The following is a 13,831-nucleotide window of genomic DNA, read 5'->3' as shown; positions in this document are numbered from 1 at the left end:
TATAACTATAAAATACAAACCTTGGTACAGTGTATTGCTGTTTCAGGGTATTTGTTATGGTTTTATTATGGCACACAAAATGCATTTCTTTAGTAAAGAATGCGACTTTCTTTCATCTAAGTAGCCATATGGTTGAATAACATTCTTATATGAAAGGTCACGCTATAGAAATGAAATAAAACTGTGATGAAACACCCCTTTGAAACCGAATAGGAGAGCAACATTTCGAATAATATTCCTTGATATAATTCTCTATGTAATATAACTATGTTTGAACAAGGAGATGGAAGCATGAGTAAGTTAACAGGCAAAATCGCTTTAGTTACAGGATCAAGTTGAGGAATTGGCCGCAGTATTGCATTGCGTCTGGCACAAGAGGGAGCCTTTGTCATCGTTCATTACGGAAAAAGGCGTAATGAGGCAGAAGCAGTTGTTCACCAGATCGAACAAAGCGGGGGAAATGCTTTCGCGATTGGTGCTGACCTTAGTACTCTAGATGGTATTCAAGATTTATTTACTACTTTGGATGAAACTATTCGGGGATATATGGGCGGTGTCGGATTCGATATTCTTGTCAACAATGCTGGAATAGGTCAAATTATGAGTTTAGAAGAGACGACGGAAGAATCATTTGAAGAGGTAATGAAGATTAATGTTAAAGCACCACTATTTGTTACTCAGCAAGCTTTGCCACGTTTAAAAGATGGAGGACGTATTATTAATATTTCATCTTTTGTGACACGTGCAGCTTCGCCAAGTGTCTTCACATACAGTATGTCCAAAGGTGCTATCGACACGTTTACGCGTCTTCTAGCCAAGCAACTAGGGAGCCGTGATATTACGGTAAACGCCATCCAGCCAGGAATTATTAATACAGAGATGAATGCTGAGACTTTGGAAAACCTTGATGGACAAAAATATGCAGCTGGTCTTTCAATCTTCAATAGATGGGGAGAGCCCGAGGATGTGGCAGATATTGCCGCCTTTCTTGCTTGCTCAGACAGCCGTTGGGTAACTGGTCAATTACTCGATGCAAGTGGAGGATCTCATCTATAGAACCTGTAAGATAACGAATTTATAAGGAACTTCAAATGAAGACATCCCCAAAAGTTAGACACATATTTTTAAGCAGTTACTGAGGAATGAACTCTGTATTGGACAGGGCTCATTCCTTTTAATTTTCCTTTCATTCGTTTGTTATTTTAATTAGTAAATGTACCTCTCCAATTCGAAATGAAGTGTTCCATACTTTCAAACTTTTAGTTCAGATTTTAATTTCCCTTCATTATGGGAGCATGTTGAACGATTGGCTCCATTTACAGAGGGAAATCCAGTTCCAGATTACAAGAAACAGAATGGATTTATCGATGCCTAGCAATCGGGCTCGATTGTTGACCAGCATAGTTAGAAAATGATCAGATTTATTTAATAAAACCGAAACCTAAATATGCAAGAAAAGAATCTATTTTGATCATACCTTCTTTCAAAATGGATTCTTTTTATTTGCTGTAAAATACGGGGTTTCTTAGGTATTTTAATTGCATGTCATCAAAAGTAGATTAAAAGCAAATGATTAAAGGTGGCACGAAGTTAAATGTAAGTTATTCCATTAAAGGGTGGTCTTTTTCAAAGAATCACTCTTGCTTAGCAATAGCTTTTAAGAAGCATGCTCTCTGATTTATATAATAAACCACAAATAAAAAAGCAATTGTAAAAATAAAATACTTATCCAGATTTAGGTGAAACTAACATAAGATAGTTTGATTTTTTTATGAAAAAAATTAAATTTCAGATTCCTATCATTTTTCTTAGCTACAATGTAGTCAAATGAAGGGGGTAGTATCCATGAAAAAAAAGAGAATCAGTTTTATATTGGCTTTGTTAGTAACTTGTACATTCACATTTGGATTAAGTGTTCGAGCTGATGATGACAATGAACACGAGTATAAGAAACATGAGAAGTACGACGATGATGAACGTTACGAATATGACCATGATGATGACGACGATGATGAACGTTACGAATATGATGATGACGATGAATCCTATAAAACGAATGGTGAAGTATACGAAAAAGGTACTTGGAATATTTGGACAAGAGAATTAGTTATGGAGAAAGAGATTTTGCCTTTCAGCATGTCAAAATTAGTCAATTTGAAAGTAGTAGATATAAATAAAGAATTAAATTTTTATGTTATCCCAAAAGACGGGGAGTTTTTTGTACCAGGGAAAACAGTGGCACAGCTTTTAGGAGCAAAAGCTACCTTTTACAAAACAAGCAAAATTTTAGATATACAATATCAAGAGAATGAACTAGTTTTCCGCTCAGGTACAAATGTTGTCTATGATAACAATGGTAAAACACCATTACCTGCATCTGCATTTTATTTAAATGAGGAACTCTATGTGCCAATCAGTGTCATTACAAATGGCTTAGGATATGTGGTCGAATGGCAAGAAGACAATCAAATGTTTTTATGTCAACTTTTAATCAAATAGGAAGGAGTGTTGAACAATGAAAGATCCGAAAAAAGCGAAATGGATATTAGGCGCATCAGGGGTGATGTTATCTGCCGTACTATTAACGCAAATAAATACTTCAATACAAGCAAAAACAAACCATTCAAATGATCTTCAAATTACTGCGCAACAAGAAAAAGACATGACGGAGAAAGAGAAAGAGCTTGTCCAACTAGATTGGACAAATTTTGAAGTTCAAGTTGCCAATCAAATTTCAAAAAAGAGTGATCGAAAAACAAAAAGAACATAGTGGAGATGATGAAGATGGACACACTTTCCCTACAATTAATGAATACCGATTTTTTTATAGCTATTCCAAAAGGTAAAAATAAAAATTGGAAAGAGCGGGCTGAAAAATGGTTGCAGTACGTAGCAAAAGAATGGTCAAGGTTTCTACCTAATAATGAGTTGTCACTATTAAATGAATTAAAGATTGGCGAGTCATTGCAACTAAGCTCGCCACTTTATGATTGTTTACAACGAGCAAATCAATATTATCTTCAATCCAATGGATTATTCTCACCCTATTTGAAGTTGCAGCTGGAGCAGCAGGGCTACAATCAGTCGTTCCCATTTAAAGTGGCTAAGCATCAATCCTCAAATGTAAAGTCCATCTCAGGAAAGCCATTTCAGTTTTTAAGCAATCAGCAGGTAATGAAACTAGCGAATCAGGAAATTGATTTAGGTGGATTTGCTAAAGGGTATGCCATAGAAATGCTAGCTAATTGGCTAGAAAATGAAGTTGCCCCTGATTACGGCATTATAGATGGTGGTGGTGATATGAAACTATGGTCTACAGGGGAGAAGATATGGAAGATTGGTGTGGCAGACCCTAAAATAATTGATAAAGAAATTAGCTATATCAATATTAGCACGGGCGCAATTGCCACTTCTAATCGAATTTTTAGAAGTTGGACACAAAATAATATTACGAAGAATCATCTATTGAATGGACGAACAGGTGAGGTTGCCAAAACAGATGTGTTGCAAGCGACGGTCATAACATCTTCATTGTGTGATGCCGAAGTATGGGCAAAGCTTTGTTTCCTAATAGATGAAAGTGAGCAACAACAGTGGTTTGAAACAAATTGTCAACGAAATGCTCGGTTTATTGTCAAAGAAGGACAAGAAGGTTATTGGATGATGGCAAGGGGGAGAGAAGTTGTTAACTAGTACATGGGAATGGATCAGACTATTTGGATTTTTAGCCTATTTTTATTTTACAATCTCCATTATTTTTGGGCTTTTAAGAAAATCACCATATGTAAAATCACATAAAAACTTAATTTATCAAATACATCAAAATGCAGGTTGGATGGGGTTGTTCACATTAATAGCCCATATGCTTGTATTAATGATTGACAGCTATAAGCCTTATAATGTAGTGGAAGTTTTGATTCCTTTTGCCGCTGACTATAAGTCAGTAGCCTCTAGTCTTGGCACAATTGCTTTTTATTGTTTTTTGATCGTGTTAATGACTTCAGATTTATGGATTAAAACAATGAGTCGATCTATATGGAAGAATATTCATATGCTTGTGTTACCTGCGTGGTTACTTTCACTTTTCCATGGCATAATCATTGGTACTGATACTGAAAATTTATTTGTACTAATTTTTTATGCGTTAACAGCTGGTTTCACTTTATTTATATTGGTTTTGCGAAGAGTGAGTCAAGAGAGTTTGAAAAAGGACATTTCCCCGAAAAATAATACGTCTATCTAGGTGATAAAAGCATCAACTCTTCCTAGAAAAAGGGAGGATTGATGCTTCTATTATTTCAAATTTTAAATACAATATGAAATGTTGTGCCTGTTCCTACTTTACTTGTAGCAAAAATTTTCCCACCGTGCTGTTCAACAATCGCTTTTGCTATTGATAGGCCTAAACCAGTTCCATTTCTTTGGCGTGCAGCATCGCTACGATAAAATCGTTCAAAGATTAAGGATAATTCATGCTCTGGTATGCCAATTCCTTGATCGGTTAACGCAATTTCAATAGAATCTCTATCTTTTAAAAGGGTGAGTGTTATTTTCCCTTTTTTAGAGTACGAAATAGCATTTTCCAATAATATATAGAGTAGTTCTTGTATCTTTGCTGCATCTCCAAGTAGCTCTATATTTTCTTCAATTTGTGTTTCAAATTGTATTTCAGGAGGCATTATTTTATGGAATTTTGCACTAACTTTTTCTAGCATTTTGGAGAGTGGTATAACTTCTATATGCTGATTCCATTGTTGCTGATCATGGCGAGCTAAAAATAACAATTTTTCCAACAATTCTTTCATTAATTGAGCTTCTTCTTTCATTTCTTGAATTAATTCTTTGCCAAAAGGGCTTATATTTGTAGTTTCTTCTAGATCTAATATATCGAGCGAGCTATAAAAAATACTGAGTGGTGTGCGCAATTCATGAGAGGCATCTGAAACAAACTTTTTCTGTTTATCATATGACCATTGAATAGGGACCATTGCTTTACCTGCCATATAGTAACTAAGGAGTCCAATTAAGACTGTAGAAATACAAGTTAACAGAATAAGTAACTGAATTGTTTTTTTGAAAAAGTGTTGTTGTGAAGTAATGGATTTCCCTAAAATTATATATCCAACAACCGCATTACGTTCGTAAATAGGTTTCTTTAGAAGAAGGAAATGCTCATTTTGCCATTCGAAATGAAGCACTGTTTTTTCATTTGTCTTGCTTTTTGTAAAGACCTCCTCTAATTGTGTTTTCAGACCTTTATAGGACTCGTCACCGTGAACAAATATATGGTTGTTTGTATAAATGTAATAGAAAAAATTACGGTTTGGATCATAGCTCAAATTATCCTTGTCATGATCCTTGTATTCATAAAAATCATGTTTTTGTTTTGTATAGATGGATTCTAGTTCTTCTAATTGTTGAGTATCCATCAATTTTACGAGTGAAAAATAAAGAATAATGATGAAGAGAGAAAAAAACGAAAAGAAAATGGTGGCATATAATAATGATAATTTTTTTTTTGTTTTATTAAACACAGTAATCCCTCAGTTTATAGCCAATCCCTCTTACATTTTGAATATGCGATTTATCATGGCTATTATCAATTTTTTTTCGGACGAGTTTCACAAGTGCATCCAAGGAGTTATTTGAAACGTCAAAATCATAGCCCCATATGTAAATACATATTTGTTCTCTTGTAAGCACGTGTCCCTTATTGATGAATAGGAATTCTAAGAGTGCAAACTCATTTTTAGTTAATTCAATTTCAGTATTATCGCGAAGGAAAACGCGAGAATCTATATTAAGTCGTAAATTTTCTACTTGGATGACTTGTTCGATTACTTTTTCTTTTCTTCGCAGTACTGCTCGAATTCTTGCTAAAAGTTCCTCCATCTTAAAAGGTTTTACTAAGTAATCATCTGCTCCACTATCTAAACCTTGAATAATATCAGAGGTATCATCTTTTGCAGTCAGCATCAAAATACCACCACTAAAACCTGTATCTCGTAGTTGTTTGCAAACCTCAATACCACTCAGCTGAGGCATCATCCAATCTAAAATTAGCAAATCAAAACTTTCGGAAAAGGTATTGTCGAGCGCGTCTAGTCCGTTATCCACTTCGATTACGTGGTGAAATTCCTTTCTAAGAATATATACGATATTTTTTCTTAAACGAGCGTCATCTTCTGCAAGTAATATTTTCAAAGTTGTTTTCCCCCTGTAAATTATATTCAATATACTATACAACCCTAAAATGAATTTAAACTGAAAATTGTAGCTTTGAAATAAAGTTGCGATGCTTTTTTAAAAGTAACTGGAGGTTTGACCATCCTTAATCAATAAGAGAGCTGCACAATCAAGATGTAACGTTAATTTTTGAAATTATGATTTGGGTAAATCTTTTATTTTTGTGCAATGAGCCAGCCAATAATGCTGGAGTAATTATTAGTGCAGAAGTGGAAAGAATAGATAGAGATATTCAGCGAATTGATTTAGAAATTAAATTATAAATGCCAATACTATATGCTAAGTGAAAAGTATACGCAGGCATTAAATGAATATTTTATGTAATTATTAAGTTATTGTAAGTTACTACAACTATTATATGTAAATTTGATTAAAATCGTATAAAGGTAAATCTTTTACCGTTATACGATTTTTAAGTTGGTGTAGCATTTTTCTTTTTATTGAATTACATATCAGGCTCTTTCTCGGAAAATGCCTGAAGCATTTTTTTTATATCTTCAACTAAAGGATGAGGTGCTTTTTGTACAGAGCCTGTATCAAATGGAGGCTGTGGATCATATTCCAGTATTAACTGAACTCCCATACTAAGATCGTCACCAAATTCCCATGCAACTAGTTGTAGAGCCATATCAATGCCAGAAGAGACGCCAGCTGCTGTGACCATTTTGCTTTGGCGCACAACTCTTTCATCTGTTGGAATAGTGCCAAGTGATTGTAGGATGTCAAAGGAACCCCAGTGACTAGTTGCCTTCATCCCTTTTAATAGACCAGCTGCACTTAAAATAAGAGAGCCATTGCACACGGATGTTGTCCATCTGGTTGTTTGGTGTATGTTACGAATCCAATTAAGCGTTGTTTCATCATTCATAGGATTTTTGAAGTTAGGTGGACTACAGCCAGGAACAATAAGAATATCGGCAGAAGTTATGTCAGAAAAGCTATAGTCTGCATGCAAAAAGCCCATTTTTGAATCTAGTTTAATCGTTCCTTTATCTTTTGCAACAAATTTCACATGACATTGCTGTGTAGCTGCAAATACCTCGTATGGACCAATTGCGTCCAAAGCTGTAATCCCATCGTAAAGTAAAATTGCGATTTCCAATACTATCTCTCCTTAAGAACATAATAGGACCGAACCGTCCGGTCCGTAAAATAATCTTATACGCAAATGCATCTGTTTTCAACAATATAATTATTACATTTTAGTGAAAACCAAGAGGTATTGTATTTTAAACCTCTTGGTTCTTTGGTGAGTACTGTTGTAAAAGGTATGTGATCTGTTCAATACTATGATTCATATGATCATTATTTAAAGCTAAACGACTAGACATGACAGCACCCTCTAAAGTAGAGAATAAGAAAGATGCTAGGGAATAAGCATTTATATGCTGGCTAAATTCTTTGGCACGAATTCCTTCTTCAATGATTGATTGTAAAAAAAGTAGGGTTTCTTTATGTGCATTAGCTGCTAACTCATGTAGTTCTGGGAATCCATCATCACTTTCAATAGCTGTATTCAGTAGCGGGCATCCACCATCGACTGGTGGGGTATGAACTGCATCTTGATAAACTTCAAACATAGCAATTATTTTATCTGTCGCCGTTATTTTAGACTTTATTGCTTCAAAATAATGATCCCAAATAATCTTCATAGAATAGGTGAAGGAAGCAAGGGCTATGTCATTTTTATTTTCAAAACGTCTATAAATGGCACCTTTAGGTAATGCCGTAGCAGTCATAATATCTTGAATAGAAGTTTGGTTGTAACCTTTTTTATTAAATAAACTTAGAGAAGTTTGGATAATAAGATCACGTATTTGATCTTCTTTATTCATTGAATTTCCTCCATTTGCACAATGATAGCTTAAATTTAAAGTATGTCTTACTTACATTTAAAGTATTTTTATAAATTTAATCCAAATCTTTTTAGTTCAATGAAAATTCCTTCCAATCTCTTTCCTTTTTCTGTTAGCGTATATTCTACGCGAGGGGGGACCTCAGGGAATACCTTTCTTTCTAATATTCCTTGATCCTCCAACACTTTAAGGCGGAGGGAAAGTGTTTTCGGGCTAATACCATCCATTGATTTCAATAGGTCACTAAAGCGCATCGTTCCTTCTATAAGCAGATCACGAATTATCAAAAATGTCCATTTAGTCCCAATCACCTCCAGCGTTTTAGCAATGGGACAAGTCTCACCTGGAGTTCCTTTGGTCAACACGACTGGCTCTATCACACTCATCAGAAACAGCCTCCTAAAATTTTTTTGTCTAATTCACCTTATATTATCACATTAGTATACTTCCAGAAACTTTATGAAATAAATATCACTACTTCCAAAAATGAAGTAACTATATATATAATATCGTTGGTTTTATTATTTCATTACTAGATTGAGGAGGTAATAAATATAGTGAGACTTCAACGCAACATGAACCATCTCCATGCGTAGATCTTATAAAAAGTACTTTTATTATCAGTACCCATTATGAATTAATGTTTGATATACACATGCAAGAGAAATTGAATTTTAAATTTACTATTTGGAAATATAGGAGGTAAAAACATGTTAAAAGATAAAAAGATTGTCATTATTGGTGGGAGCTCTGGGATTGGCTTGGAATCAGCGAAGCAACTATTAGCCCAAGGTGCTGAAGTAATCATTGCAAGCCGATCTGAAGATAAATTACGGAATGCAAAAGAGCAATTGGGGGTGAAGGCTATAGCTTACACACTAGATACAACAGAAGAACAGCAAGTAGTGTCTTTCTTTGAAAAAGTCGGTCCGTTCGATCATCTCGTAGTAAGCGCAGCAGAAACATCCGGTGGCTCATTCCTCCAAACAAGTACAGCTCAAGCTCGACAATTGTTTGAAAATAAGTTTTGGGGACAATATTATGCAGCTAAATACGGCGCGTTAAAAATTTTACCAAACGGGTCCATTACTTTGTTTTCTGGGGTTGTAGCCTATAAGTCTATGGTTGGTTCAGCAACTCTAGGTGCAGTCAATGCAGCTGTTTCGAATCTAGGACAAACTTTGGCATTAGAACTTGCTCCAATCCGAGTGAATATTGTTTCACCCGGTATCATTGATACACCTTCTCGTAATAAAATGCCAGAAGCAATACGGGATAATTTTTATGCTTCTGTTGAAAATAAACTTCCAGTAAAACGTATAGGAAGGGCTGAAGATGTTGCACAAAGCGTATTATACTTGCTACAAAATAGTTTCGTGACCGGAACCATTCTTCATGTAGAAGGAGGACACATTCTAGCATAATCAGTAACTAAAAGAAAAATTGGATTAAACATACCTCAAAAAAATTCGTTCGTTTTTTGATAGATAAGAATAATCCATTTTGAAAGAACAGTAGTGAAAGTGGATTATGCTCTAATGGATTTAAGTTACTAATCCTTAGAGAGTCAATTGTTTTCAGATTTTAAGAATCATAATATAGAAAGCTTATTAATAAAAGGGTTCTTTTGAAACCTGATTTTAAAAATATTAAAGATATTAGGATATTTGATTATGGAACTATATCATTTAACTTGTTATTAAAATATTCAGTTACTAATAATCATATTAAAAGGGGAAAGCTTCAATTTCATAAACAAAAAGTCTAGGAGATTAAATAAGTGTAGCTAAGGGACAATAAGCTTTAATTAAGAGCCAAATATAAGGAATGCTATTGATATGCAGGATTTTTTTCTATTTTGAACAATATATTGAAATATTTATATGTAATTTTTGGTATAATTACATATAAATATATTAAGGAGTGTGCTCTATGAAAAAACTACTTATCATAACGAGTTATTTAGGCTTTTTTATATTAGGAGGTTTAACCTTCACCTATCTTTCAACGACAGAGGCAGCAAGCAGCTTGAAAAAGATCAATGTTTCTCAAGATACGATTCATTACTATGTAGATAAGGTTGAGAAAAAACCAAAAGAGGGTCAATCTGGCTTTATTTATGAAGGAACTACTTATGTGCCAATGCGTTTTATTGCTGAGTCTTTAGGGAAAAAGGTGACATGGGATGGGAAATCAAAATCCGTTTATATTGGTGATGCTCCAACCTTCATCTCTTTAAAAGATGTAAAGCCTATTGGGAGTGATGAAGATCACTTCTTCCATAACCCAAGCTCGATCGTTATTAGTACCGGAGAAAAGTTTGAACAATCCTATCAACTAGGTGGCTATCACGGTGGTGGGGCTGTACAAGATCATACAGTTGAATACTTGGCTAATGGAAATTATAAATCATTTGAAACATACCTAGCGCCTGTTAAAAAGCTAGTGGCGGGTTCTTTCGGCATAGGCTATATGAAAATTTATGCAGATGAGAAATTGATTTATGATAGCGGATCGATAAAAGGTAAGGTAAAGGTCAATGTTAATTTAGAAGGTGCATCAAAGGTGAAGTTTGTAATTGAAGGCAGTGGTCTAGGTATATTAGATCCTAAATTTACTCAATAAGCTCAAAATTAAAAGGCGATGACAAGAAAGAGTGTCATCGCCTTATTTAATGGGATTGAATAACTATATTGACATAATTAAAACCGATACATTTTTGTGAATATTTTCATATTTACGTATAAAATAGTTGGTATATTTATGGTATAATTTCAAACGTTGTAGGTAAGGAAGTAAAAAAAGGGAGAGAAAATCTTATGATGAAAAAGATAATGAAACGTACAAGCGCTATTTTGCTTGGGGCTTCATTGATGCTGACAACGGTTGTACCTGTAATCCATGCGGAGGAGCAGTCACTACCTTTAACACCGTCAATTAGTGAGTGGGCAATAGAAACATTAAATGAGGGTGAAAAATATGGAATCTACCCAATGGAATGGTATTTTGAAGGTTTCCTTCAAGAAATTTCGGTAGATAAAGTAAATGAATTGTTAGCTTTAACTGAAAAGAAAATTGCAGCTCTAGGTTTAGATGAAAACAAACAATATAAAGCAGTGAGTGTGAAGAATGATAACACACGTGGGGATATTGTAAAACGTTTATATAATATTGTAGCGCGCTATGATTTACCTGTTGGTAAAGATCCTATTCAATTTATGAAAGAGCATAATATATTACAAGGCTCTGCAAACGGATTGCAGTTGGAGAACAAGGCAACGACTCAACAGGCTGTAATATTGGCTGTTCGTTTCATTCAGAGTACATATGCGCTTGCAGAGCAAGGATCGAATGGGGTAGCTTGGGTTGTCGAGGATGAGGATACGCTTGTATATTTACTAGGTTCCATTCATCTAGGAACACCCGATTTATATCCATTCAATAACAAACTAGTAAAGGCATTCAATGACTCAGATGCGCTATTAGTAGAGGCGAATATCTTGGATGCGGAAGCACTCGAATACTATGCAGAAAAGGCAATGTATACAGACGGAAAAACACTAAAAGATACTGTTGCACCTGAAACATATGTGAAGCTTGAACAAGTCGCAAAGCTTTACAATCTTCCAATGGAGGAACTGACAGTGCAAAAGCCATGGATGCTTTCTAGCGCATTGTCAATGCTGGCAATGGACGATTCCTTTGGAATGACACCACAAGAAATGACAATGCACGGGATTGATATATACTTTTTATTGAACGCACAGTTACAGCAAAAGCCAGTGATTGAATTAGAAGGTACAAGAGCGCAGGTAGATATGTTTGAAGCATTATCACCAGAGGCACAGGAGCAGTCATTAGTCGCTGTGTTAGACAATATCATCAATCCATCTGAAGAAAATCAATCCGAAATTCTTCAAGAATGGTTTACAAGCTGGCAGCAAGGGAATGTTGAAGAATTCGCAAAAAGCTTCCAAGCAATGGAGGGACCATCATCTGAGTTCAATGAAATGCTTTTCGGCTTCCGTGATGAGCAAATGGCCAAGAAAATCATGAATGTTCTTGAAGAGAAAAAAGGAAAGTACTTTGTTGTTGTGGGATCAGGACATTTCCTAGTAGATAAAAATATTCGCTATCATTTAGAGAAAAGCGGATACAATGTAAAGCCGTTTTATCAATAAAAATATAAAGGCAACCCAAAGCTGGTAGTGACCCCTTAAAGTTAGAGTTTTTATTATGCAGCTAATTGGCTGGCTTGAGTTCGGTATTTTACTGGACTCATGCCAGCCAGTTTTTGTTTAATACGTTCATTGTTATAGTAGTCGATATATCGTTTGATTTTCTTCTTCAATTCTTCATATGAGAATAATATCTCACCGTAATACATCTCTTGTTTGAGTATGCCAAAGAAGTTTTCCATCGCCGCATTGTCTGCACACGTCGCTTTGCGAGACATGCTTTGGAAAATTTTATTTTGCCGTAATGTTTTCACCCATGAATTATGTTGATAATGCCAGCCTTGATCCGAATGAATCGTTGTACGATATGTAGCTTGGTTCTGAATGATTGGAAGAACTTGGTATAGCGATTCTAATACGAAATCCAATGTTGGGCGTTTAGACATACTAAACCCAATAATTTCGCCATTATAGAGATCCATAATTGGACTTAAATAAAGTTTTTCATCTTCTGTACACTTGAATTCTGTTACGTCTGTCACCAGTTTTTGTAAAGTGTTTGGCGTATTGAAACGGCGGTTTAATCGATTATTTGCGACTTTGCCCACCTTGCCCTTGTACGATTTATAACGAGATTTACGAACGAATTTCACACACTTTAAGTCCAATTCCTTCATGATTCGCTGTACTTTTTTGTGATTGATGACGTATCCTTGCGCTTTTAATTCTGCATGGATTCGGCGATAACCATATCTACCTTCATGCTTCTCAAATAGCGCTAAAATCAACGTTTTCCATTCTTGATTGGGATCTTCATTTTTTAACTGTTGAATATGGTAATGATACGTTGCTTCTGGGATCTCAACGATTTTCAATACATCTTTCAATCGGAACCCTTCTTCTTTGAGTTCGAATGCCAACGCTGCTTGTGCTTTTCGAGGAAGGCATCCGGATTCGCCTCGAAAGCGTTTAACTTTTTTAAGTATGCAATCTCTAATCGGAGAAGCTCATTTTCACGTTCTAGCTGTTCTTCACGAGACAATGTGTTTGGTTGTTTGACAGGTTTATTTTTAGGATTATTAGACATAGGTGGCCGTCCCTTCGCTTTTTCTTGCAAGCCTTCTATACCTTCCTTCAAAAATTTACTGTTCCAGTTCGCTATTAACCCTGGATTATTCATGTTAAATTCAATCGCTGTATCTTGATAAGAAGCACCTGTTTGTTTCATAAAGTGTAATACATCGAGCTTGAATTGAACAGAGTAAGCCTGTTTTGTTACTTTTCTATGTAATCCAACTTCTCCAAATTCTTTGAAGGCATGTACCCACCGCTTTATTTGCGAATGATTTGGTATGTCATATTTTTTCGCTAATAATTTATAACCTAAAGGGCCTTTCATATATTCATTAACCACATGTATTTTGAATTCTTCGCTGTATTTCGCCATATAAAAACACCCCTAAAGTTTAGATTTTTGACTCTAACTTTAGGGGTGCAGGACTGCTATGAACTTAGCAGGGTTGCCTTATTTATTTAGTTGCACCTGTATTC

At 35.1% G+C, this 13,831-nt stretch carries 15 protein-coding genes and 2 pseudogenes; 9 read left to right on the top strand and 8 right to left on the bottom strand.

The window, feature by feature from the left end; genetic code table 11:
• The first annotated feature begins 342 nt into the window (after positions 1 to 342).
• The gene (locus MKY88_RS22815; RefSeq protein WP_340814855.1) at positions 343 to 1,056 is read left to right on the top strand and encodes an SDR family oxidoreductase; all 714 of its coding nucleotides are present in this window, start codon (positions 343 to 345) and stop codon (positions 1,054 to 1,056) included.
• A gap of 68 nt (positions 1,057 to 1,124) precedes the next feature.
• Here MKY88_RS22815 and MKY88_RS24685 read toward each other — a convergent pair.
• Positions 1,125 to 1,199: pseudogene (locus MKY88_RS24685) on the bottom strand (IS3 family transposase); the annotation flags it as partial.
• Positions 1,200 to 1,279: 80 nt separating this feature from the next.
• Here MKY88_RS24685 and MKY88_RS22810 point away from each other — a divergent pair.
• From MKY88_RS22810 to MKY88_RS22790, 5 genes and pseudogenes are all read left to right on the top strand, one after another.
• Positions 1,280 to 1,363: pseudogene (locus MKY88_RS22810) on the top strand (flavin reductase family protein); the annotation flags it as partial.
• 482 nt (positions 1,364 to 1,845) lie between these two features.
• Positions 1,846 to 2,499 (top strand): copper amine oxidase N-terminal domain-containing protein, encoded by a 654-nt coding sequence (locus MKY88_RS22805; RefSeq protein ID WP_340814752.1) that lies wholly within the window; start codon positions 1,846 to 1,848, stop codon positions 2,497 to 2,499.
• A 16-nt stretch (positions 2,500 to 2,515) separates the two neighbouring features.
• Positions 2,516 to 2,770, top strand: coding sequence for a hypothetical protein (locus MKY88_RS22800; RefSeq protein WP_328203608.1), 255 nt, complete (start codon positions 2,516 to 2,518; stop codon positions 2,768 to 2,770).
• 14 nt (positions 2,771 to 2,784) lie between these two features.
• Positions 2,785 to 3,693: an FAD:protein FMN transferase gene (locus MKY88_RS22795; protein ID WP_328203607.1), complete on the top strand. Its 909-nt coding sequence runs from the start codon at positions 2,785 to 2,787 to the stop codon at positions 3,691 to 3,693.
• On the top strand, positions 3,683 to 4,243 hold the full coding sequence (locus MKY88_RS22790; protein WP_258269341.1) for a ferric reductase-like transmembrane domain-containing protein: 561 nt from the start codon (positions 3,683 to 3,685) through the stop codon (positions 4,241 to 4,243). Before MKY88_RS22795 ends, MKY88_RS22790 begins: the two co-directional genes overlap by 11 nt.
• Before the next feature lie 55 nt (positions 4,244 to 4,298).
• Here MKY88_RS22790 and MKY88_RS22785 read toward each other — a convergent pair whose 3' ends face one another.
• From MKY88_RS22785 to MKY88_RS22765, 5 genes are all read right to left on the bottom strand, one after another.
• Positions 4,299 to 5,534 carry a sensor histidine kinase gene (locus MKY88_RS22785; RefSeq protein WP_193833407.1) on the bottom strand — a complete coding sequence of 412 codons (1,236 nt, stop codon included), beginning with the start codon at positions 5,532 to 5,534 and terminating at the stop codon, positions 4,299 to 4,301.
• The gene (locus tag MKY88_RS22780) at positions 5,527 to 6,204 is read right to left on the bottom strand and encodes a response regulator transcription factor (RefSeq protein ID WP_258269342.1); all 678 of its coding nucleotides are present in this window, start codon (positions 6,202 to 6,204) and stop codon (positions 5,527 to 5,529) included. The genes MKY88_RS22785 and MKY88_RS22780 overlap by 8 nt, the downstream gene beginning before the upstream one ends.
• Before the next feature lie 487 nt (positions 6,205 to 6,691).
• A complete protein-coding gene (locus tag MKY88_RS22775) occupies positions 6,692 to 7,348 on the bottom strand; it encodes a DJ-1/PfpI family protein (RefSeq protein ID WP_328203602.1) in 657 nt (218 codons plus the stop codon).
• A gap of 127 nt (positions 7,349 to 7,475) precedes the next feature.
• Positions 7,476 to 8,081, bottom strand: coding sequence for a TetR/AcrR family transcriptional regulator (locus MKY88_RS22770; RefSeq protein WP_069483021.1), 606 nt, complete (start codon positions 8,079 to 8,081; stop codon positions 7,476 to 7,478).
• A 68-nt stretch (positions 8,082 to 8,149) separates the two neighbouring features.
• Positions 8,150 to 8,488, bottom strand: coding sequence for a winged helix-turn-helix transcriptional regulator (locus MKY88_RS22765; RefSeq protein ID WP_258269344.1), 339 nt, complete (start codon positions 8,486 to 8,488; stop codon positions 8,150 to 8,152).
• 324 nt (positions 8,489 to 8,812) lie between these two features.
• Here MKY88_RS22765 and MKY88_RS22760 point away from each other — a divergent pair, with 324 nt between their 5' ends.
• The 3 genes from MKY88_RS22760 (at position 8,813) to MKY88_RS22750 (ending at position 12,283) form a co-directional block, all read left to right on the top strand.
• The gene (locus MKY88_RS22760; RefSeq protein ID WP_328203599.1) at positions 8,813 to 9,526 is read left to right on the top strand and encodes an SDR family oxidoreductase; all 714 of its coding nucleotides are present in this window, start codon (positions 8,813 to 8,815) and stop codon (positions 9,524 to 9,526) included.
• Positions 9,527 to 10,034: 508 nt separating this feature from the next.
• Positions 10,035 to 10,727: a stalk domain-containing protein gene (locus MKY88_RS22755; protein WP_258269345.1), complete on the top strand. Its 693-nt coding sequence runs from the start codon at positions 10,035 to 10,037 to the stop codon at positions 10,725 to 10,727.
• A 194-nt stretch (positions 10,728 to 10,921) separates the two neighbouring features.
• Positions 10,922 to 12,283, top strand: coding sequence for a TraB/GumN family protein (locus tag MKY88_RS22750; RefSeq protein ID WP_328203596.1), 1,362 nt, complete (start codon positions 10,922 to 10,924; stop codon positions 12,281 to 12,283).
• Between the two features lie 53 nt (positions 12,284 to 12,336).
• Here the strand turns inward: MKY88_RS22750 and MKY88_RS22745 are convergent, their stop codons facing one another.
• Together MKY88_RS22745 and MKY88_RS22740 are read right to left on the bottom strand one after the other, a co-directional pair.
• Entirely contained in the window at positions 12,337 to 13,266 is a 930-nt protein-coding gene (locus MKY88_RS22745) for an IS3 family transposase (RefSeq protein WP_340814854.1), read from the bottom strand.
• On the bottom strand, positions 13,164 to 13,727 hold the full coding sequence (locus tag MKY88_RS22740) for a helix-turn-helix domain-containing protein (RefSeq protein ID WP_328205645.1): 564 nt from the start codon (positions 13,725 to 13,727) through the stop codon (positions 13,164 to 13,166). The genes MKY88_RS22745 and MKY88_RS22740 overlap by 103 nt, the downstream gene beginning before the upstream one ends.
• Positions 13,728 to 13,831 lie beyond the last annotated feature (104 nt).

The organism is Lysinibacillus sp. FSL R7-0073 (assembly GCF_038009065.1).
GTDB classification, from domain to species: domain Bacteria; phylum Bacillota; class Bacilli; order Bacillales_A; family Planococcaceae; genus Lysinibacillus; species Lysinibacillus fusiformis.
The sequence above is the reverse complement of the archived record's forward strand: the minus strand, read 5'-3'. Positions and strand labels throughout refer to the sequence as shown.

What these genes read in the sequence shown, in the direction of transcription:
- MKY88_RS22770 (WP_069483021.1), bottom strand. Translation starts at nt 8,081, where the DNA reads ATGAATAAAGAAGATCAAATACGTGATCTTATTATCCAAACTTCTCTA.
- MKY88_RS22795 (WP_328203607.1), top strand. Translation starts at nt 2,785, where the DNA reads ATGGACACACTTTCCCTACAATTAATGAATACCGATTTTTTTATAGCT.
- MKY88_RS22760 (WP_328203599.1), top strand. Translation starts at nt 8,813, where the DNA reads ATGTTAAAAGATAAAAAGATTGTCATTATTGGTGGGAGCTCTGGGATT.
- MKY88_RS22805 (WP_340814752.1), top strand. Translation starts at nt 1,846, where the DNA reads ATGAAAAAAAAGAGAATCAGTTTTATATTGGCTTTGTTAGTAACTTGT.
- MKY88_RS22765 (WP_258269344.1), bottom strand. Translation starts at nt 8,488, where the DNA reads ATGAGTGTGATAGAGCCAGTCGTGTTGACCAAAGGAACTCCAGGTGAG.
- MKY88_RS22755 (WP_258269345.1), top strand. Translation starts at nt 10,035, where the DNA reads ATGAAAAAACTACTTATCATAACGAGTTATTTAGGCTTTTTTATATTA.
- MKY88_RS22750 (WP_328203596.1), top strand. Translation starts at nt 10,922, where the DNA reads ATGATGAAAAAGATAATGAAACGTACAAGCGCTATTTTGCTTGGGGCT.
- MKY88_RS22740 (WP_328205645.1), bottom strand. Translation starts at nt 13,727, where the DNA reads ATGGCGAAATACAGCGAAGAATTCAAAATACATGTGGTTAATGAATAT.
- MKY88_RS22800 (WP_328203608.1), top strand. Translation starts at nt 2,516, where the DNA reads ATGAAAGATCCGAAAAAAGCGAAATGGATATTAGGCGCATCAGGGGTG.